The organism is Porticoccus sp. Uisw_050_02 (genome assembly GCF_047729555.1).
Classification (GTDB): domain Bacteria; phylum Pseudomonadota; class Gammaproteobacteria; order Pseudomonadales; family Porticoccaceae; genus Porticoccus.
In genome coordinates this window covers 627370-647848 of sequence record NZ_CP159825.1, presented here as the reverse complement: position 1 = coordinate 647848, position 20479 = coordinate 627370, and the positions used below count along the sequence as shown (strand labels likewise).

Below are 20479 nucleotides of genomic sequence, written 5' to 3'. Positions count from 1 at the left end.
CTATTCCTCTCTTATTCTTGAAGCATACAAACCCAAAAAATTTTATTGAGTGTACCACTATGGTGGTAAAAAATTACATTAAGTAGTGCCCAAATTGACTGCTATCGTTTGAAATCCAGCAGATAAAACACAAAGTATTCATTATCCATCAAACTCTTTGGTAATTTCCATCAATGACTGCTATGGCATCAACCCACAAAAATGCTAATCTATCTATTATCTTAATAAAAAAAATTCATAATTATAAAAATAAAATTTGGGGGGTCATATGTCTCAATCAACACTGCAAGCCTATGGTAAAAATTTCTTAGGAGCTTCGCCAGATTGGTATAAATATACAATTTTAACCTTTTTAGTTGCAAACCCTATACTTCTTTTCAGCGTTGGAAGTTTCATCACTGGCTGGTGTTTAATAATAGAATTTATTTTTTGTTTAGCGATGGCATTAAAATGCTATCCGCTTCAACCAGGAGGCTTACTAGCCATAGAGGCTGTGGCATTAGGGATGACGAGCCCTGAAACAATTTACCATGAAGCTCATGGTAATTTTGAAGTGCTCTTATTGCTTATTTTCATGGTTGCAGGGATCTACTTCATGCGAGATCTGTTACTCTACACCTTCACAAAAATTCTCATTAAAGTAAAATCCAAAGCACTTTTATCGCTCTTGTTTTGTTTCGCAGGAGCTTTTTTGTCAGCTTTTTTGGATGCATTAACCGTAACTGCTGTGCTCATAAGTGTTGCAATTGGATTCTACTCTGTATACCACAAAGTGGCCTCTGGAAAAAATCTACAGCATAACGAAAAGCATGACCACTCCGACGATACGGTCGTGCTAGACAAAAATCAAGAGGATCTTGAAACATTTCGGAGCTTCCTGCGCAACTTGATTATGCATGGGGCGGTAGGAACTGCATTGGGTGGTGTGACTACATTGGTGGGAGAACCACAAAATCTACTGATAGCCGAAAAGGCTGGCTGGAATTTTATAGAATTTTTTATGGTTATGGCTCCTGTCACAATGCCCGTCTTAGTTTGCGGTCTTATTACATGTGTTCTTTTAGAGAAATTACGTTGGTTTAGTTATGGCGTTACACTTCCCAATACAGTAAGGACTGTGCTGGAAGAATTTGATATCGAAGAATCCAAAAAATTAACTCCGAAACATAAGGCCACATTGATAATCCAGGCCCTAGTTGCGCTGTTTCTAGTTGCATGCCTGGCGCTTCACTTAGCGCCTGTCGGCCTCATTGGTTTATCAGTTATCGTGCTACTTACGGCTTTTAACGGTATCGTTGAAGAACATCGCCTTGGTCATGCTTTCGAGGAAGCATTACCTTTTACAGCATTGCTTGTGGTGTTTTTTGCTATTGTTGCTGTCATACACGATCAGCACTTATTCAAACCAGTTATAGATGCTGTGCTTGCAATGGAGCTAAGCGTTCAACCGGTAATGTTTTTTGCGGCTAACGGTATACTCTCTGCAATTAGCGATAATGTCTTTGTAGCGACTGTCTATATCAACGAAGTTAGAGCCGCATTGGATGCAGGAACAATCACTAGAGAACACTTTGACCTGCTGACAGTAGCAATAAACACAGGGACAAATCTTCCTAGCGTCGCAACACCGAATGGTCAGGCTGCATTCTTGTTTTTACTAACATCAGCGCTAGCACCTCTTATTAGGCTCTCGTATGGGAGAATGGTAATGATGGCCCTACCTTACACTATAGTTCTGTCTACGGTTGGCTGCCTAGCAGTCATTTACCTGCTGTAAGGAAGAATGGATACAGCATACTAGAAGCTAGAGATGTCAGATAATATCTCTAGCTTCTAACCATAGGCATCTACCATTACTGGCTTCATTAATTCTAGATAATTTTTCATTATGGGCCACAACCTCACACTCGCTAGCCCGAATAACCTTGAGGGGGGATCGATCGGGATTTAATCGGCGTATATCATTTTCCACTATGCCTTCGCGTGCGCTTCCATGGCTACCTAAAACAAAATCAATCTGGCCTCCTGTCATCAGCAGGTAAACGTCTGCTAATATTTCCGCATCCAGTAAAGCACCGTGAAGCTCACGCTGCGAATTATCAACAAAATATCTCTTGCATAGAGCATCTAGGTTATTTCTTTGCCCAGGGTGTCGTTGGCGCGCCATTACTAACGTATCTACAACATCGCAAATATTAACAACAGATGTAATTTTTCCTTTTAGTTTCGCTAGCTCGTGATCAATAAACCCGACATCAAATGGTGCATTATGAATTATCAGTTCGGCGCCACTAATGAATTCTAAAAACTCATGGGATATCGATGAAAAAGTGGGTTTATCTGTGAGAAAATCAGTTGTTATTCCATGTACATTGACAGCGCCTTGGTCAATTTCTCTTTCAGGATTTATATACTGATGATAATGGCGGTCAGTCATTCTTCTGTCAATCAACTCAACGCAACCAATTTCAATAATTCGATGATTTTCGCTTGGTTCTAAACCGGTAGTCTCTGTATCTAATACAATCTGTCTTGTCATGGTGGTTACCCTCAACAGGCTTAAATAGATTAAACTTAAACTTAGCTACTTAGCTCGTCTATCCCCTGGTTTGCCAACTGATCTGCCATCTCGTTCTCTCGATGACCACTGTGCCCCTTAACCCACATCCATTCAACCTCATGAGAACTGGCTTCTTTCTCAAGACGCTGCCACAGGTCAACATTTTTAACTGGCTTCTTATTAGCCGTCTTCCACCCACGTCTCTTCCAGTTATCCATCCAGCTTGTTATTCCTTGGCGCACATATTGAGAATCTGTTGTCAGAACGACCCTCGAGGTCTCTTTTAGTGAGGCCAAAGCTTCTATTGCAGCCATCAGCTCCATTCTATTATTTGTTGTTAGGCGGTCGCCCCCATAAATTTTTTTTTCATTGTCGCCGTATCTTAATAGTGCCCCCCAGCCGCCAGGCCCCGGATTTCCTCTGCATGCACCATCAGTAAAAATTTCAACTTCCTTCAATTACCTTCTCCTGGAGTTTGCTATCAAAAATTATTTTCTCAAAGACGACAGCCAAATTCAGCATCTCATGCTGAAATCCTCAGGAATTCACTGAGGACTTTTTAGTGGAAGCCGTGACTGGAATGCTCAAAGATTCCCAACTTGTATTTTCAGAAAATATTGCTCGAGAAACATATTTTTTTGCAACAATAATATAGAACGCCCCAAAGAACATCTGATACTTATTTGAAATTCTAGCCAAGAGCCCATCTGCATTCCGGCGACTAGAATAACTGCAAGGGGGAGGACAATCCCTAGGCAATGGTTTAGTAGGCCTTATACTTAAGAGCTTCAGCCAATCTAATACTCGTCCTCGCCGAAGCCCATGATGGCGCCATACTGCATTAGAAGAAAACAGACGAACAGGGAATTTTAGCAAGCCAAACATACTTACAGGGTTAAAAATTATCATTACGATATAACCGGATGGCTTCAACACCCTGGACGCCTCCTTTAGAACCTCGTGGGGGTGCTGTGAAAACTCTAGTGCATGATGAAGAAAAACAGTATCAATCGTTTCCGACGGTAATGGAAGCGTATCAAAATCTGAAACAGCGCTATTTAAAATATTTGTATTTAGCGGGCCAAATGAAAAACTATGCAGATGGTTCGACCTCAAAGACAAGTTCAGCTGAGATACCAATCCTAATTGCATCATCCTGTGAGAGTTAATGTCTGGCAAAATATTTTTCAGCGCACTACTTTCTTCCTGAATAATATATTTCCCATATTTTGTTGCAGTCCAATTTTTAAAGTGATCTTGTGACTCAGGCAATGGAGGTATTTGCTTATTTTTGTCTAAAAATTTTCTGGCTACCTTTAATATGCTTAACATCTTAAACACTAAAAACCTCTTTGGGGGCCCGAGTTTATTTTATTTAAACTTACAATAAAGTCTAATTTTTTATTATTGCCTATAGTCATTTCTTTTAATAGTTTATTATGCAGATCCTATACAAATGAAAATAATGTTAGGGTCTAGTCATGTCGTTTCTCATTCACACCGTTCGGGCATTCAGAGATAATTATATTTGGTTTCTTCAACCAGAGGGCACCAAGTCTGCTTACGTTGTTGACCCTGGTGATTCAGCGCCAGTGCTAAAACAGCTTAATGTGCTAGGACTTTCATTGGATGGTATTTTAATTACACATCATCACCCAGATCATGTTGGTGGTGCAGACGAGCTACTAAATCACTACTCAGTGCCGGTTTATGGACCAGAAGGAATAAAGCAAGTAACCCGAGTAGTTCGGGACATGGATACCCTAAATATAGCTAACCACACATTCCAAGTCATAAGTATACCAGGCCATACGCTGGATCATGTCGCTTATTATTCTGCTGATGCAGCTATATTGTTTTGCGGGGATACACTATTTTCAAATGGATGTGGTAGATTATTTGAAGGCACTCCAAAACAAATGTTTAGATCTCTTTCCTTGCTGTCCTCCCTTCCTCCTGAAACAAAGATTTATTGTGGGCACGAATACACAGAAACTAACACGCGTTTTGCCATGACAGTGGAGCCAGAAAACAAATCCTTGCAAAAATATGCAGAAGAAATAAGGCTGTTGCGTATTCAGAATAAGCCGACAATACCATCAACAATAGGGCTAGAGCTGTCCACCAACCCTTTCTTAAGAGCCGCTGAAGAAACAATCCAAAATGCTGCAAAAAAATATAGCAAAAAGGCATATCTTTCTACAGAGGAGACATTTGCAGCTATCCGTAAATGGAAAGACAGCTACTAAGGGTTAATATTCTTATAGAGTAAAAATAAAGAGTCATATTAACATCAAGAATTGATTGATGTTGATATGACAGATACAATTAAAAATCATTCGCAATGCCTTTCATTTAAGTTTCACAAGTGACAATGCACTTAAAAATACCAACATTTACAGCATGTCTAATGCTTCTTATCTCAGGATGCGGTCATCATCAGCAGATAGAGGAAGTTAGCCGCCTTCCAGATACAAAAATTATTAGCGCTGAAGTTAAAATAGCACCCCCTACTTCAATCTTGCCAGCACAAAAAGATCTATGGGTTAGACTAAGACAAGGCTTAGATCTTCATCAGCACTACAGTCATCCGGAGCTAGGCAAAAAGAAGCACTGGAATCAAAACAAGCAAAATTACATTAACCAAATAACAGCAAATGGCAGCCGCTATATGCATCATATTATTGGTGAACTAGAAGCCAATAATATTCCACTGGAGCTTGCTCTCTTGCCGGCAATCGAAAGTGGGTACAATCCTTTATCTCATTCACACAAATATGCATCTGGTTTATGGCAATTTATTCCAGCTACAGCTAGACGATATGGATTAAAAAGAGATACTTGGTATGATGCTCGACTTGATCCTATTGCATCCACAAGTGCTGCAATAGCTTACCTGAAGTATTTATACCGGCGCTTTGATGGGGACTGGCTGCTGGCTATAGCGGCCTATAATGGCGGCGAAGGGAAAGTGAAAAAAGCTATAAAGAAAAATGAAAAAAAAGGAAGGCCTACTGACTTTTGGTCATTAGAACTACCAAAAGAAACGAAATCTTATGTCCCTCGACTATTAATGCTATCAAGAATGGTGGCTAATCCAAAAAAATACAATATTGATCTACCGCTCCTTATTGATCAGCCTTATTTTACAAGCATGGACTTAGTTAACCAGATAGACATCTCACAAGCAGCTAGGATGGCCGGTGTAGACGTTACCGAAATGCGCCTACTCAACCCAGGTTACAAGCTAGGAGTAACTCATCCAGAAAGCCCTCAGACACTCCTGCTACCTCTCCAGTCAAAAGAAATCTTTTTGATTTCTCTGGAAGAAACCCCTAAGGAAGAGTGGTACCCAATAAATATATACACAGTCAAAGAAGGGGATACTCTTTCGGAGATAGCTCTCAAAAATGGCCTGAGTACCGAGTCTTTAATTCGCAGCAACACCATTCGCAGACATATTATTCAAGTTGGCCAAAAGATAAAACTGCCTGGGACTGGACTTGATTCAAGTTCAGTCACCCATAGAGTGAAAAGTGGTGATTCTTTATGGAAAATTGCAAAAAAATACAACATCTCAGTAAAAAATATTACTGCATGGAACGACATAAATCTTAAAAAGCCGCTTAAAATTGGAAAAGAGCTAAAAATAAGCATCAACTAAACTGCTTGGCTGGCTGAATTTTATGGGATCAAAAATCTATTTTTCTTTAGCCTGACTGGAGGCATCGTAAGCCAGACTAATATCGCTATTTTTTGTTATCTTTTCTTTACTTTCTTGAAATAATTCATCGCATTTGTTTGGGTCATCTCCACACAAATCGCAGGTATAGTCACTTTCATTTAAAGCTGCACCTATGCCACCACAAGATCCCTTTAAGGGGGGTTTTCCCAGAACTACGCCAACAGCCATGCCTGCCATAATTAGCACCAAAACAAAAAATGCAAGTAACGACTCGAGCATAATTATTCTCCAAGTAAATAAGGGGAAAAAGCCGAAGAATAAACAACATCAAAACTATCTAACCTCTTCACCAAAAAATATGCTGGAATACTATTATCTTCAGCAAGAACAAGGGCCTTTTCGGGCCCCAAAACCATCATAACTGTAGCTAAGGCGTCTGCTTCAGCAGCACTTTTAGCAATAACGGTAGCTGAGGCTAGTTTATGTGTAATAGGGTAGCCTGTTCGTGGGTCGATAGTATGAGAGTACCTCTTGCCATTCTTTTCAAAGTAGTTTCGATAATCCCCAGAGGTTGCTACGCCAGAATCCTTTATCTGGATAACTTGCTGTACACCATCCTGCATAAAAGAGGGCTTTTCAATGGCAATACGCCAACTTTTACCATCTAATCTTTCTCCCTGGATTCGCAGCTCTCCACCTACCTCTATTAGGTAATTTTTTGCCCCCAATGAATTCAGTAATTCAGCGACAGTATCTGCAGCATAACCTTTTGCTATAGCTGAAAGATCAATTTTAATATCACCAAGTCGTGTTGCTAAATATTTTTTCTTATCTATAGCAAGCTTATCAAATCCAATGAGCGGAAGAAGGTTGTCGATCAGCTCGCGGGACGGAACAACATCCTTAGATTTTTGAGGACCAAATCCCCAAAGATCTACTAACGAGGACACAGTTGGATCAAAATATCCATCAGACAAAACAAAAATATCCTGAGCTATTGATAACACATATATCATTTCTGGAGAAACAGTTTGAGGTTGATTTATTAGAGAATCATTGAAAAGCATAAGCTCAGATTTTTTGTTATATGTTGTAAATATCTTATTAATTTTTTGCAACTGATCATCTATTAATTTTCTTGTATTTCTCGGAAGAAGTTTATCTGCTGTGACTATCTTGACTTGATAAGTTGTACCCATAACTTCGCCAGAATAGACTAATTCTTCTGGAGGATTAGCGCAGCCAACAAGGCCTATAAAAAAGAAAACTGGAAGTAAGAACATAGCTTGATTGTGGGGAATTTTTAAAAAAAACGAGGCGCTAAGCCCCGTTTTCACTAATTTTATAGTCCTTAGAAGCATTTTATGCACTAAATGGTCACCCACCAAAATCATCAAGGAATATATTATCTCTCTCAACCCCAAGATCAAGCAACATGGAGATGACAGCCGAGTTCATCATGGGCGGGCCACACATGTAATATTCGCAGTCCTCAGGTGCTGGATGCTCCTTTAAATAGTTCTCATAAAGGACTTGATGGATAAATCCTTTATGTCCGTCCCATTTGTCTTCTGGTTGCGCGTCAGAAAGAGCTAGATGCCATTCAAAATTATCATTTTCTCCGGCAAGAGTATCGTATTCATCATTATAAAAACATTCGCGCATTGAACGAGCGCCATACCAGAATGAAATCTTACGATCAGTTTTTAATCGACGAAGCTGATCAAACAAATGTGATCGCATTGGCGCCATTCCTGCGCCTCCCCCAATGAAAACCATTTCGGTTGAGGTCTCTTTAGCAAAGAATTCACCAAATGGGCCAAAGACATTAACCCTATCACCAGGCTTTAAGTTGAACGCCCATGAGGACATAACCCCGGGTGGAATACCCTCTGTTCCAGGAGGCGGCGTTGCACATCGAATATTAAATTTAACTATTCCTTTTTCTTCCGGATAGTTGGCCATTGAGTAAGCTCTGATCACAGACTCATTAACTATAGATTCATGTTTAAAAAATCCGAAACGATCCCAATCAGCTCGATATTCGTCCTCTATATCAAAATCACTGTATTTAACATGATGTGGGGGGCATTCTAGCTGGACATAACCGCCAGCTTTAAAGTCAACACTTTCACCATCAGGCAAGCGGAGGGTCAACTCTTTAATAAAAGTGGCAACATTAGGATTGGCTTCAACGGTACATTCCCACTGCTTAACACCAAAGACCTCTTCTGGAACAATAACTTTCATGTCCTGCTTTACAGCGGTCTGGCAAGACAACCGCCATCCCTCGCTAGCCTCACGTTTAGAAAAGTGAGACTCTTCAGTTGGCAGCATAGAACCGCCGCCTTCAGTAACAATACACTTGCACTGAGCACAAGTACCGCCGCCGCCACATGCAGATGCAAGAAATAAACCAGCATTAGAGAGGGTTAATAGTAATTTATCACCAGATGGAACAGTAATATCTTTTTCGCCATTAACATCAATTGTAACCAGCCCTGTACTGACCAACTTCTCTCGAGCAGCCAAAATAAAAGCAACCAGAGCTAATACAACAGCTGTGAACATTCCAACACCAAGCAAAATCTCTAAGTTCATAAATATTTTTTCTCCACAGCTATCAAAGGTCTATTCCACCAAAAGACATAAAGCCTAACGACATGAGGCCAACAGTTATAAAAGTAATTCCTAAGCCCTGAAGGCCTTCAGGCACATCGCTATATTTAAGTTTTTCGCGTATACCAGCAAGCGCCACAATTGCTAGCGCCCAACCAAAGCCAGCACCTAATCCGTATACTGTGCTCTCAGCTAAGTCATAGTCACGCTCAACCATAAACAAAGCCGCGCCTAAAATTGCACAATTAACGGTTATTAACGGCAAAAAGACACCGAGAGCGCTGTAAAGAGCCGGAACGTATTTATCTAAAAACATTTCCATAATTTGAACAATAGCAGCGATAACACCGATATAACTCAACAGCCCAAGAAAACTCAAATCCACCTTATCCATACCTTCTATACCAGTCCATGTTAAGGCACCTTCGGTTAGTAAGTATTTAAATATCAAATAGTTGGCAGGTACAGTTACCACTAAAACTACAATGACAGCAATACCAAGACCTATGGCAGCTTGAACCTTCTTAGAAATGGCTAAAAATGTACACATCCCCAGAAAAAAAGACAGAGCCATATTTTCAATAAAAACAGACCGGACAAATAAACTTAAATAATGCTCCATCAGGCAGCTTCCTCCTTAGACGAATTTGGCGCAATCTTGAAATCAGGAGCCTCAACTTGGCCTTTCTTCCAAACCCTTAAACCCCAAATAAAAAGACCAATTAAGAAAAAAGCACTTGGTGGCAAAAGAAGCAGCCCGTTTGGTACATACCAGCCTCCATTGCTAGCTAAAGAGAAGATCTCAAAGCCGTATAGATTGCCTGTTCCAAATAGCTCTCGGATAAACGCTAGCGCTAATAATATTACACTGTACCCAAGGCCATTTCCAATTCCATCCAAGAAGCTACTTACAGGCGGATTCTTCATTGCATAACCTTCAGCTCGCCCCATAACAATGCAATTAGTGATAATTAACCCAACAAATACAGAAAGCTGCTTGCTGATATCATAAGCTACGGCTTTAAGCACCTGGTCAACAAGAATAACCACAGAAGCTATGATGGTCATCTGTACGATGATTCTAATACTGCTTGGAATTTGATTTCTTATCAGCGATATCAGCATACATGAGATTGCTGTCACAACCGTTAAGCTAATACACATAACCATGGTAACCTTCAGGCTAGAGGTTACAGCCAGCGCAGAGCATATTCCCAAAATCTGAAGCGCAATTGGATTCTCATTAAAAATTGGTTTTAATAGGATGTCACTCATTTTACTAGCCAAGATTAAGCCTCCCCTGCGCGCAGATTGGAGAGAAACGGAGAAAATCCATTTTCACCCATCCAGAATTTTATTAGGTTATCTACCCCGCGGCTTGTTAAAGTTGCTCCAGATAAACCATCTATTTCATGTATTGATTCAGATCGACTCAGGTCTACCTTGCCTCTAACAACGGTCAATGCTTGCTTATTGTTTGCATCGTAACTTTTCTTACCTATCCATTGTGCTTTCCACAATGGATTATCGATCTCACCTCCCAGACCGGGGGTTTCAGCATGCTCATAGAAACCAAGCCCAGCAACAGTGTTTAAGTCAGCCTCTAAGGCAACAAACCCATACAATGTTGACCAAAGGCCGTATCCTTTTATAGGTAAAATAATTTTTTCTAAGCCTGCGTCTCCCTCTACAACATATACAATCATATACTTAGGAAGGCGACCAATCTTAGCAATATCAGCATCTCCAAGGTCAACAGATAACTCGGGATCCTTGGAGGCTTTTCGTTGGTTGTAGCTATCCAGATCTACTGCGTCGGTAAATTTTCCTGTGGCCAAGTCGACCGCTCGAGCAGTTATACTGGCAAATTTTGCATTAACGTCATCGCCTTTTTGCAACATTCCTGCAGCAGCAAGTACATTTGTTTTTCGATCAAGATCCTTGTTAGCTTGCTGAGCTGGTCGCAACAAGACAGCTGCTGTAGACACAATCACCGAACAAACAATACAAAGCACTAAGGCAACTTTAATAGTTTTTAAAGTAGAGTTATTGCTAGCCACGAGCTATTCTCCTTTTGATGTTAGCTTCAACCACAAAATGATCAATGAGAGGAGAAAATAAGTTAGCGAACAATATCGCCAGCATTATTCCTTCAGGGTAAGCAGGATTAACAACCCTAATCAATATAGTCATTACCCCAATCAACAGACCATACCAAATTTTCCCTGTATCTGTCATGGATGCTGACACAGGGTCTGTTGCCATAAAAACCAGCCCAAAAGCAAAACTGCCAACAACCAAATGCCAGTGCCAAGGAACACTAAACATTGGGTTTGTGTCTGAACCAATAAAATTAAACAACGTAGATAGGAAAATCATGCCAATAAGGACCCCCAGCATGATGCGCCAAGCTGCAATTCTTGTGAGAAGCAAAACGACAGCGCCGACAAGAATCGCGAGAGTGGATGTTTCACCAATTGAGCCCTGTTTATTACCAATGAATGCATCGAACCAAGTAAGGTTTTGTTGCACCGCTTCAATGCCATAGTTAGCGGCAACCGAAAGTGCTGTTGCGCCTGTATAACCATCAACAGCAGTCCAGACAGCATCCCCTGATAGCTCAGCAGGGTATGCGAAGAAAAGAAAGGCGCGTCCTGTTAACGCAGGATTGAGGAAATTTTTTCCTGTCCCTCCAAAAACTTCCTTACCAATAACAACACCAAAACTTATCCCTAAAGCTACTTGCCATAATGGTATATCTGGGGGGCAAATTAAAGCGAACAGAATAGAGGTTACAAAAAACCCTTCATTAATTTCATGGCCCCTCACAGAGGCAAAAACAACCTCCCAGAAACCTCCTGCTATAAACGTCACCATATAAATGGGGACAAAATAGACTGCGCCATAAAACATACAATCCCAGATACTCGAAGGATCATGTCCGGCAAATAATGTGATAATAGCTTCATGCCAGTCAGTTACATAGGTTGCTTCCGATGCAGCAAGAATTGTATTTGCCTGAAAACCAAGATTATACATTCCGTAAAACATTGCCGGAAATGCGGCAAGCCAAACAGTTATCATTACTCGTTTTAAGTCAATACCATCGCGAATATGCGAACCATTTTTCGTGACGGATCCTGGTGAATAAAAAATTGTATCGACAGCCTCATAAAGGGCGAACCAGCTTTCTAATTTTCCACCTTTATGAAAATGCGGTTCAATTCTATCTAGATAGTTACGCAATACTTTCACTATCAGCCCTCCTTCTCAATACGTGCCAGACTGTCTCTCAGGATTGGGCCATATTCATATTTCCCAACACAAACATAGCTGCAAAGAGCCAAATCTTCTTCTTCAAGCTCCAGGCAGCCGAGTTTTTGCGCCATTTCCGTATCACCAACAATTAAAGCGCGCAAGAGCTGTGTGGGAAGTATATCCAAAGGCATCACCTTTTCGTAATTACCAATAGGCACCATGGCTCTCTCGCTTCCATTTGTATTTGTGCTGAAACTCAAGTTTTTTTCTTGAACTGAACCCAAAGAAGAAAGGTAAATAGGCATGGCCGAATGTCGCTTAACGCCCAAAGAAAGATAGCGCAAAAATTCACGCTGATATCCTTCGAGGATTATAGCAACCTGAGTATGATAGCGGCCCAAAAAAGAAAGAGCCCCGCCGGCATGCCCGGTAGATGCAATACGACCTGATAACAAAGATCCGGAGATAACTCGATTGTCTCCCCCGTCGGTCTCGTTAACGATCAATTCATTGATATTTGCACCAATGCGGGTTTGCACTAAGCGCGGATTAACAGCTTGAGGGCCACACAAAGCTACCACTCTTCGAGTATCAATACGGCCAGTAGTAAATAATGCACCTATAGCCAACACATCCTGATAGCCTATCACCCATACAGTTTTTTTAGCGCTAACAGGATCTATAAAATGAATGTGTGTGCCAGCAAGCCCGGATGGATGAGGACCACTAAACCTTTGTGGTTGAATGCCATTCAGGTGTTCTCCAGAAATTGTTGCATCATCCGAAATACAAAGATGAATTGGCCCCTCTGTAAGGCGCTCCAACACCAGCAATCCATCTTCAAAGTCTTTTTCTCTCTCAGCAATAACCACATCAGGATTTACCGCTAATGGATTTGTATCAATAGCAGTAACAAAAATTGAGCTGGGTGGCCCAGAAAAGGGAGACGGAACCTTGGAATATGGTCGAGTCCGCAATGATGTCCATAGACCAGATGAAACCAAATTATCAACTACGCTACTCCTAGGTAAAGACGGTAGCTCCGCAGAGGCATACTGTGTAAATTTTTCCTGCTCATCTCCATCTACATCTACATCAATAACTATGGACTGAAAAACACGACGTTCTCCGCGATTAATAGAAGCAACAACACCGGAAGCAGGTGAGGTATAGAGCACACCTTCGGTTCTCTTGTCAGAGAAAAGTAGCTGGCCAAGTTTAACTCTATCACCGACCTTAACCGACATCGTAGGCTTCATACCAATATAATCATCGCCAATGACAGCAACAGATCTAATGATAGGCCCTTTGTGTATAACTTGTTCAGGGGCACCCGGTACAGGAATATCTAAACCCCGAGAAATATTAACCATAGAATAAAACCTAAAAAGCTATTTTTTTAATCAACTGGCGCTCTTAACTAATGTGAACCCCAAATAAAAGCCATGCAACCTTGCAAAAGGATACATTTTGAATACATTTCTTAGAATTTAAAGCCGCATTATTATACGTGATTATAAAAGTACGAACAATTTTTACTACGCACTAAATCGTACTTTTTACCATTAGATACAAAAATTTTGCTCTATGTATTTAGTGAGAAAGTTATCTCATAAATAAAAAATAGACCAAAAAAATTATTTGTTAGGCACCATTCGCCATGAAATCCCAGCCAGCTCCTCTAAACACCTGATCACCTGGCAGCTATAACCAAATTCATTATCATACCAGCAGTACAGAACAACACTGTTTCCATTAACAATTGTTGCTCCGGCATCATAAATGCAGGCATGACGAGAACCAACAAAATCAGACGACACGGCTTCTGAAGAAACAGTGTAATCAATTTGGTTTTGTAGGGCTGAATGTAGAGACATCTTGCGCACATAAGCGTTTATCTCTTCAAGGCTTGTTTCGCGGCCAAGCTGTAAATTAAGGATGGCCATGGAAACATTAGGCGTAGGCACTCTAATAGCGTTGCCTGTAAGTTTACCCTTAAGCCCAGGAAGAGCCTTAGCGACAGCTTCCGCAGCACCAGTTTCAGTCAGTACCATATTTAGTGCTGCACTGCGGCCACGTCTAGATCCTTTATGGTAATTATCAATTAAGTTTTGGTCATTAGTGTACGAGTGGACCGTTTCAACGTGCCCCCTTGTGATTCCAAACTCATCCTGTAAGGCCTTCAAAATTGGAACAATGGCATTAGTCGTACAAGAGGCTGCTGATATAATTTTTGATTTTTGTGTGATTTCATTATGGTTGATGCCATAAACAATATTTGGGATCGACCCTTTTCCAGGGGCGGTAAGTATAACTTTGGCGGCCCCTGGGCACTGCAAATGAAGATTTAAGCCATCTTCATCACGCCAGGCTCCTGTATTATCTATTAGTATGGCGTTATCTATACCAAATTTTTGATAATCTACGTCCCTAGGTGAATTTGCATAAATAACCTGAATAGGGTTTCCGTTACACACTAAAATATTTTCATCCTCTAAAACTCGGATAGTCCCCTCAAACGCACCATGGACAGAATCACGACGGAGTAAGCTTGCCCGTTTACACAAATCATTCTCACTGGAACCTTTGCGAACCACAATAGCCCGCAATCGAAGCATGTCTCCGCTACCAGTTTTTTCTATAAGCAGGCGAGCCAAAAGGCGGCCAATACGTCCGAATCCGTAAAGAACAACATCTTGTGGTTCAGGGATCGGTTTGCTCATATCCCCAAGATCATCACCAACTTCATTCTGCAGAAAATCTAATAAATCAAGCCCTTCTATGGATTCTTGGTATTTGACGGCTAACTTGCCTAGGTCGATATGGGCTGGCCCCAGATTCATTTTTGATAATGCTGTAATTAAGGGGAATGTTTCATATTCTGATAATTCATTTTTTTCAATTTGACGCACAAAGCGATGTGCTTTCATTAGCTCTATCACAGAACGGTTAAACATACTCTTGCCATACATATACAAAGAAATGTTCTTTTCTCGGTACAGTCTACCAATTAAGGGAATCATTGCCTCAGAAAGCGCTTCACGCTCTTTCCAGTCTGCAAAGAAGTCTGCGGGTATAGGACGAATATCTTCTGTCACTAGGTCAAGCCTCTTACTTTAACTATGGAAATATAAATATATGCGCCTTACCAAGGCACGCTATTATCAAGGGTCAACCTCTTGAGAGCAACCCAGTTAAACCAAAAAAATAGGCGGAAAAGACAATTCACCAGCTAAAAAAATTATACACTAGAACGGGAAAAATACTTTAGTGGCTACATTTTGAACGACAGTTTTGATCATTCGATTATTTTTTCCAGCCATAATTTTCGCCAGCATATCCTGTGTTGCTATCATTTTTCCGAACAATCGCTCATAACTCAGATTGTCCATCTCTCCATCTCTACTATTTGTTAAAATTAAGGGTTCTTTCGAACTATTTTTAAAAGTAGTAATGCGCCAAAGTGCAGTTTCTAGGTTGCGAGCACTCAGGTAAAGATCCTGCTCTTTTAGCCTGGTATAAACAAAGAATTCGTGTTGGTAGCCATAAGATCTTCTTATCATGTCAGTTAACCCAGCCATAAAAACAAAAACTCTATCTCCTTGATAGCTGTTATCAAGCGAGAACTCCATGGCTTCTATGCCGTTTTGTGGTATGCCTGGTATATCCAACCTTCCTGGTAATTCAAAGATTTTCTTCAGTCTATCCTCCGCTGTGTAAGTCTTTCTATTAGACCCATACCTAACACGAAGATATTTAGGATTTCTTTTATAAAGTTTAACTGTAAGCTCTCTAAGTAAAGACTCGATCTCCATATAATGGTGATCGGCAACTTCATCTACATCTGATTTCATCACATCTTTCAAATTAAAATTTTGGACGGAGCACCCGCCGAGTATTACCAAAAAGAGAAACGCGCATGAAGAAGTTGTTAAGTGAATAAACTTGTGCAACTGAAACCCCAAAAAATTAATTAAAGCGAACATCTGCAAAAAATTCTATTGTGCGACAATGGATTATATCAATATACGATAACCATCGCTAAAATAACCCCCCAAGGGATCTTGCAGCAACTACAGAAATCTCTTCGTCGGAGATATGTATCATAAATATCAACCCAACCAATTTAAAGTGCTAAACATGCTATGTCTATTTTAAATTTTCCATCACCTGTTTTGCCTGGCGACAGGGGCTTCTGGGGAGGTGCTTTTGGTTCAGGATTGTCACTCAGCGTTGCTGAAATTTCCCAGCAACGCCAAGGCTTAATTCTAGTGATTGCTGCATCCGCCAGGTCCGCCGCACAGATAAAGACTGAAATCGCTTTTTTCTTAGGGGATGACACTAAAGTATTTCATTTTCCTGACTGGGAGACGCTGCCATATGACCAATTCTCCCCTCATCAAGACATTACCTCTCAGCGGCTAAAAACATTATTTAGCTTGCCGCAAACACGTTGCGGCGTTGTAGTTGTACCAGTAACGACTATGATGCATCGAATACCGCCTGTAGAGTTCGTAGGTAGTCGTTCTTTTGATTATAGCGTGGGAGATCATCTAGATCCTCAAGACTTGCGAAATAAACTACAGCATAGTGGATACCGGCTTACAGAAACGGTTATTGAGCACGGCGAGTACAACATCCGTGGATCTATAATAGATATTTACCCGATGGGGGCCTCATTACCTTTTCGTATCGATCTTTTTGATAATGAAATTGAAAGTTTGAGGACTTTTGACCCAAATAGTCAGCTTACTCTAGAAAAAATCAATCGCCTTTTTTTGCTTCCCGCCAAAGAAATTCCTTTGGATGAAAAATCTATACAGTTATTTAAAAACAAGTGGCTTGAACGATTTGATATCGACCATCAAAAATGCTCTGTATATTTAGACATAGACAAGGGAATAACACCACAAGGGATTGAATACTATCTCCCATTATTTTTTGAAGAATGCGCAACTCTATTTAATTATCTTCCACAAGACTGTCTCGTTATTACTGAAAGTGATGTGGAGTCCAGTGCAGAAAACTTCTGGAGAAGTGTAAAAAATCGTTACGAGGAGTGTAACATTGATAGCACACATCCCCTTCTTTCTCCAAGTGAGATTTTTCTCCCAGTTAATGAGTTTTTTGGTGCCCTAAAGAAATACCCACGCACCGAAATATCAGAGCTAGCAACTAACGCAACTGAATCCACCAATAGCTTCACTTTAAATTTTCAACCCATGCCTCATATCGCTATTAATAACAAAGCAACGGATCCTCTCGAGCATCTTAATAAATTTTTAAGCTCTTCAGCTAGACGTGTTTTGTTTTGTGCTGAAACCAAGGGGCGCAGAGAAGCCTTAAGCTCATTATTAAATGGCGGGAAAATTGCCCACAAAGAAATCGACGACTGGGAAGATTTTATAGCCAGCGAGGATACTGTCTGCCTTACCGTCTACCCTATAGAGAGAGGATTATATTTAAATAATCCAAATATTTGCCTAATTACAGAATCTGAACTATTTGGCCTTCAGGTCATACAAAATCGGCGGCGAAGTATCCAGAAGTCTGAACCGGACCAGATTATAAAAAACCTTTCAGAGTTACATCTCGGAGCTCCTGTTGTTCATATAGAGCATGGTGTAGGGAGGTACCGAGGACTAAAAACCATACATTCAGAGAACTGGCCACAAGAGTTTCTTGCTCTAGAGTATGCTGAAGAAGCTAAGCTATATGTGCCAGTCTCGTCTCTTAATCTAATCAGCCGATATGGTGGAGGGGACGAAGAGTTAGCGCCACTACATAGACTTGGTACAGAGCAATGGCAAAAAGCAAAAGATAAAGCTCTCAAGCAAATCTCTGATACAGCTATAGAATTACTGGACATATATGCTGTAAGGGCCGCTAAAAAGGGTTTTGCCTGTACAGACCCATTAGAGGAATATCAGATATTTTGTTCTGACTTTCTCTACGAAGAAACTGCAGACCAACTAGAAGCAATTCAGGCAACAAAAAAAGATATGCTTTCGGAGAAACCCATGGATAGACTCGTCTGTGGTGATGTTGGTTTTGGCAAAACAGAGGTGGCGATGAGAGCTGCATTTATTGCAACATCAAGCAATAAGCAAGTTGTAATGCTTGTCCCCACTACCCTATTGGTGCATCAACATGTAGAAAATTTTCGCGATCGATTTGCTAATTGGCCCATAAAAATAGCTGAGCTATCCCGTTTTCGTACAGCAAAAGAACAGGAAGATATTTTAAAAGATGCAGCCCAAGGCAATATTGATATTTTAATTGGAACTCATAAGCTCTTACATGCAAAGGTTAATTATAAAAACTTAGGGTTACTGATTGTTGATGAAGAGCACCGATTTGGAGTAAAGCAAAAAGAAAAAATTAAATCTCTTCGAGCAGAGGTAGATATTTTAACCCTTACAGCGACACCAATTCCACGAACGCTAAATCTCTCAATGTCTGGGATTAGAGATCTTTCTATTATTGCAACACCTCCTGCAAAAAGATTGTCTGTAAAAACATTTATTCGCGAAAACCAGACTGAAGTTATTCGTGAGGCTATTTTGCGTGAAATTCTTCGAGGCGGCCAGGTTTTTTACTTGCACAATGAAGTGAAAAATATTGAGATAATAACCAAGCAACTTTCCGATCTTGTGCCCGAAGCAAGGATAAGTTTTGCGCATGGACAAATGAGAGAGAGAAATCTAGAAATGGTCATGTCTGATTTCTATCATCAACGTTTTAATGTTTTGGTCTGCACCACCATTATCGAAAATGGTATTGATATTCCTAGTGCAAATACTATTTTAATTAATCGAGCAGATAAGTTTGGTCTTGCGCAACTTCATCAGCTTCGCGGCAGGGTTGGCCGTTCTCATCATCAAGCATACGCATATCTATTAGTTCCTGAAAAAAAATCATTGACCCCTGACGCCCTAAAGCGTCTTGAAGCCATCAGGGATACCAATCAACTTGGATCGGGGTTTACAATAGCTACGCATGACCTAGAGATCCGCGGAGCAGGAGAGCTTCTGGGTAAAGGGCAAAGTGGCCATATACATTCTATTGGCTTTACCTTATATGCAGAGCTGCTAGAGAGAGCTATAGAGGCCATACGCAAAGGAAAGCTACCTGACTCAATCATGGTGCTTGACGAGGATGTCGAAATTAAGCTCAATATCCCCGCACTGATACCTGAAGAATACCTGCCTGATGTACACACTCGATTAATCATGTATAAGCGGGTAGCAAACGCTGTATCTGACGCTGAACTACATGAGCTTCAAGTTGAAATGATAGATCGGTTTGGATTGCTCAGCGACCACTTAAAAAATTTATTCCAGGTAACTTCTCTGAAACTTTATGCTCGATCAATAGGGATCAGCAGACTGGAGACTGGGCCTGAAGGTGGACGAATCGAATTTAGCCCTAATACCTCAGTGGAACCACTTGTTATAGTGGAGCTAGTTCAAGACCAACCAAATATTTATCGTCTTCAGGGTTCCAGCACTCTCAAATTTAAATATAAAATGGAAACAGCAGCACAGCGCATACAGCAAGCAACTGATCTGCTGTATCTGCTAGCCCCTGCTGTGAGCAGCCGCCAATGAAAATACTATCAAAATATACGATATTCTTGACTTTTTCTATGCTACCTTTCGCCGTTCTGGCAACACAACAAAGCTGGGCAGACTGGTACCAAGTTGAAGTTATTATCTTTAGTCAAACAGGTCCTGCAGATAAAGAACGGCATCCAAGCAAAATGAGTATCAATTATCCTAAAAATATTCGCGACCTAAAGGGCTTAACTGCTGCAAGCCGAGGTTTTGTTAATCTTGAAGTCCTTCAAGGCAATATCCCTTCTAAAGAAGAATCTTTTGTTGCTCTTGAAGAAAAAGACCTAATAATGAACCGCGAACACACAAAAATCATATCTTCTCAAAACTATAATATTCTTTACCATGAATCATGGCGCCAACCGAGCTTAAAGGAACAAGAAAGCCCATGGGTATCAATTAAAGGTGGGGAAAATTATGGTCAAAATCACGAATTAGAAGGCAATATTCGATTGATAAAAAACAATTATCTTCGTTTTGAGGCAGACATATGGGGGAAAATTTTTGAAAAATCAAAAGAAACCAAAAAAAGGTTTTCTTTTTTTAAAGAAAAGGCAGGCACGGCTGCAAATACATCCATTATAGAAATTTTTAGGCTTAATCAATCCACCAGAGTTTTTGCGAACAAAGCAACATACCTAGATCACCCAAAATTGGGAGTAATTGTCCTGGTAACTGAATATAAAAAATCAGAAGAAGCCGTCCAGATTCAAAATATCGAACATCCGTAAAGATTCAAAT

The 20479-nt window shown here is 40.5% G+C and carries 18 protein-coding genes; 5 read left to right on the top strand and 13 right to left on the bottom strand.

Annotated features, from left to right (window positions below; translation table 11 throughout):
- Positions 1-268 precede the first annotated feature (268 nt).
- On the top strand, positions 269-1777 hold the full coding sequence (gene nhaB / locus ABXT41_RS03115) for a sodium/proton antiporter NhaB (protein ID WP_415391366.1): 1509 nt from the start codon (positions 269-271) through the stop codon (positions 1775-1777).
- A 36-nt stretch (positions 1778-1813) separates the two neighbouring features.
- Here the strand turns inward: nhaB and dnaQ are convergent, their stop codons facing one another.
- The 3 genes from dnaQ to ABXT41_RS03100 all read right to left on the bottom strand — a co-directional run bounded on the left by dnaQ (position 1814) and on the right by ABXT41_RS03100 (position 3892).
- Positions 1814-2539: a DNA polymerase III subunit epsilon gene (gene dnaQ / locus ABXT41_RS03110; protein WP_415391365.1), complete on the bottom strand. Its 726-nt coding sequence runs from the start codon at positions 2537-2539 to the stop codon at positions 1814-1816.
- A 41-nt stretch (positions 2540-2580) separates the two neighbouring features.
- The gene (gene rnhA, locus ABXT41_RS03105; RefSeq protein WP_415391364.1) at positions 2581-3018 is read right to left on the bottom strand and encodes a ribonuclease HI; all 438 of its coding nucleotides are present in this window, start codon (positions 3016-3018) and stop codon (positions 2581-2583) included.
- 79 nt (positions 3019-3097) lie between these two features.
- Positions 3098-3892, bottom strand: a complete 795-nt coding sequence (locus ABXT41_RS03100) for a class I SAM-dependent methyltransferase (protein WP_415391363.1) — start codon at positions 3890-3892, stop codon at positions 3098-3100.
- Between the two features lie 149 nt (positions 3893-4041).
- On the opposite strand from ABXT41_RS03100, the gene gloB reads away from it, so the two are divergent.
- Positions 4042-4809: a hydroxyacylglutathione hydrolase gene (gene gloB, locus ABXT41_RS03095; RefSeq protein ID WP_415391362.1), complete on the top strand. Its 768-nt coding sequence runs from the start codon at positions 4042-4044 to the stop codon at positions 4807-4809.
- 161 nt (positions 4810-4970) lie between these two features.
- On the top strand, positions 4971-6224 hold the full coding sequence (locus tag ABXT41_RS03090) for a LysM peptidoglycan-binding domain-containing protein (protein WP_415391361.1): 1254 nt from the start codon (positions 4971-4973) through the stop codon (positions 6222-6224).
- A gap of 36 nt (positions 6225-6260) precedes the next feature.
- On the opposite strand, the gene nqrM is transcribed toward ABXT41_RS03090, so the two are convergent.
- From nqrM to ABXT41_RS03040, 10 genes are all read right to left on the bottom strand, one after another.
- On the bottom strand, positions 6261-6524 hold the full coding sequence (gene nqrM, locus ABXT41_RS03085; RefSeq protein ID WP_415391360.1) for a (Na+)-NQR maturation NqrM: 264 nt from the start codon (positions 6522-6524) through the stop codon (positions 6261-6263).
- A gap of 2 nt (positions 6525-6526) precedes the next feature.
- A complete protein-coding gene (locus tag ABXT41_RS03080; protein WP_415391359.1) occupies positions 6527-7582 on the bottom strand; it encodes an FAD:protein FMN transferase in 1056 nt (351 codons plus the stop codon).
- 40 nt (positions 7583-7622) lie between these two features.
- Positions 7623-8846: an NADH:ubiquinone reductase (Na(+)-transporting) subunit F gene (gene nqrF / locus ABXT41_RS03075; protein ID WP_415391358.1), complete on the bottom strand. Its 1224-nt coding sequence runs from the start codon at positions 8844-8846 to the stop codon at positions 7623-7625.
- A gap of 22 nt (positions 8847-8868) precedes the next feature.
- A complete protein-coding gene (gene nqrE / locus ABXT41_RS03070) occupies positions 8869-9486 on the bottom strand; it encodes an NADH:ubiquinone reductase (Na(+)-transporting) subunit E (protein WP_415391357.1) in 618 nt (205 codons plus the stop codon).
- The gene (locus ABXT41_RS03065; RefSeq protein ID WP_415391356.1) at positions 9486-10139 is read right to left on the bottom strand and encodes an NADH:ubiquinone reductase (Na(+)-transporting) subunit D; all 654 of its coding nucleotides are present in this window, start codon (positions 10137-10139) and stop codon (positions 9486-9488) included. The genes nqrE and ABXT41_RS03065 overlap by 1 nt, the downstream gene beginning before the upstream one ends.
- A gap of 14 nt (positions 10140-10153) precedes the next feature.
- Complete coding sequence (locus ABXT41_RS03060) at positions 10154-10924, bottom strand: Na(+)-translocating NADH-quinone reductase subunit C (protein WP_415391355.1); 771 nt, start codon at positions 10922-10924, stop codon at positions 10154-10156.
- The gene (locus ABXT41_RS03055) at positions 10917-12119 is read right to left on the bottom strand and encodes an NADH:ubiquinone reductase (Na(+)-transporting) subunit B (RefSeq protein WP_415391354.1); all 1203 of its coding nucleotides are present in this window, start codon (positions 12117-12119) and stop codon (positions 10917-10919) included. The genes ABXT41_RS03060 and ABXT41_RS03055 overlap by 8 nt, the downstream gene beginning before the upstream one ends.
- A gap of 2 nt (positions 12120-12121) precedes the next feature.
- Positions 12122-13495 (bottom strand): Na(+)-translocating NADH-quinone reductase subunit A, encoded by a 1374-nt coding sequence (locus ABXT41_RS03050; RefSeq protein ID WP_415391353.1) that lies wholly within the window; start codon positions 13493-13495, stop codon positions 12122-12124.
- A gap of 264 nt (positions 13496-13759) precedes the next feature.
- Positions 13760-15220, bottom strand: a complete 1461-nt coding sequence (locus ABXT41_RS03045; RefSeq protein WP_415391352.1) for a glyceraldehyde-3-phosphate dehydrogenase — start codon at positions 15218-15220, stop codon at positions 13760-13762.
- 150 nt (positions 15221-15370) lie between these two features.
- Positions 15371-15976: a hypothetical protein gene (locus tag ABXT41_RS03040; RefSeq protein WP_415391351.1), complete on the bottom strand. Its 606-nt coding sequence runs from the start codon at positions 15974-15976 to the stop codon at positions 15371-15373.
- Positions 15977-16267: 291 nt separating this feature from the next.
- Between ABXT41_RS03040 and mfd the strand changes: the two genes are divergently transcribed.
- Complete coding sequence (gene mfd, locus ABXT41_RS03035) at positions 16268-19732, top strand: transcription-repair coupling factor (RefSeq protein ID WP_415391350.1); 3465 nt, start codon at positions 16268-16270, stop codon at positions 19730-19732.
- Positions 19729-20469: a CsiV family protein gene (locus ABXT41_RS03030; protein ID WP_415391349.1), complete on the top strand. Its 741-nt coding sequence runs from the start codon at positions 19729-19731 to the stop codon at positions 20467-20469. Before mfd ends, ABXT41_RS03030 begins: the two co-directional genes overlap by 4 nt.
- The last annotated feature ends 10 nt before the right edge of the window (positions 20470-20479 follow it).

Excerpts from the sequence above, each read along its gene's own strand:
- nhaB (WP_415391366.1), top strand. The coding sequence starts at position 269 with ATGTCTCAATCAACACTGCAAGCCTATGGTAAAAATTTCTTAGGAGCT.
- dnaQ (WP_415391365.1), bottom strand. The coding sequence starts at position 2,539 with ATGACAAGACAGATTGTATTAGATACAGAGACTACCGGTTTAGAACCA.
- ABXT41_RS03100 (WP_415391363.1), bottom strand. The coding sequence starts at position 3,892 with ATGTTAAGCATATTAAAGGTAGCCAGAAAATTTTTAGACAAAAATAAG.
- gloB (WP_415391362.1), top strand. The coding sequence starts at position 4,042 with ATGTCGTTTCTCATTCACACCGTTCGGGCATTCAGAGATAATTATATT.
- ABXT41_RS03090 (WP_415391361.1), top strand. The coding sequence starts at position 4,971 with ATGCTTCTTATCTCAGGATGCGGTCATCATCAGCAGATAGAGGAAGTT.
- nqrM (WP_415391360.1), bottom strand. The coding sequence starts at position 6,524 with ATGCTCGAGTCGTTACTTGCATTTTTTGTTTTGGTGCTAATTATGGCA.
- nqrF (WP_415391358.1), bottom strand. The coding sequence starts at position 8,846 with ATGAACTTAGAGATTTTGCTTGGTGTTGGAATGTTCACAGCTGTTGTA.
- nqrE (WP_415391357.1), bottom strand. The coding sequence starts at position 9,486 with ATGGAGCATTATTTAAGTTTATTTGTCCGGTCTGTTTTTATTGAAAAT.
- ABXT41_RS03065 (WP_415391356.1), bottom strand. The coding sequence starts at position 10,139 with ATGAGTGACATCCTATTAAAACCAATTTTTAATGAGAATCCAATTGCG.
- ABXT41_RS03050 (WP_415391353.1), bottom strand. The coding sequence starts at position 13,495 with ATGGTTAATATTTCTCGGGGTTTAGATATTCCTGTACCGGGTGCCCCT.
- ABXT41_RS03040 (WP_415391351.1), bottom strand. The coding sequence starts at position 15,976 with ATGAAATCAGATGTAGATGAAGTTGCCGATCACCATTATATGGAGATC.
- mfd (WP_415391350.1), top strand. The coding sequence starts at position 16,268 with ATGTCTATTTTAAATTTTCCATCACCTGTTTTGCCTGGCGACAGGGGC.
- ABXT41_RS03030 (WP_415391349.1), top strand. The coding sequence starts at position 19,729 with ATGAAAATACTATCAAAATATACGATATTCTTGACTTTTTCTATGCTA.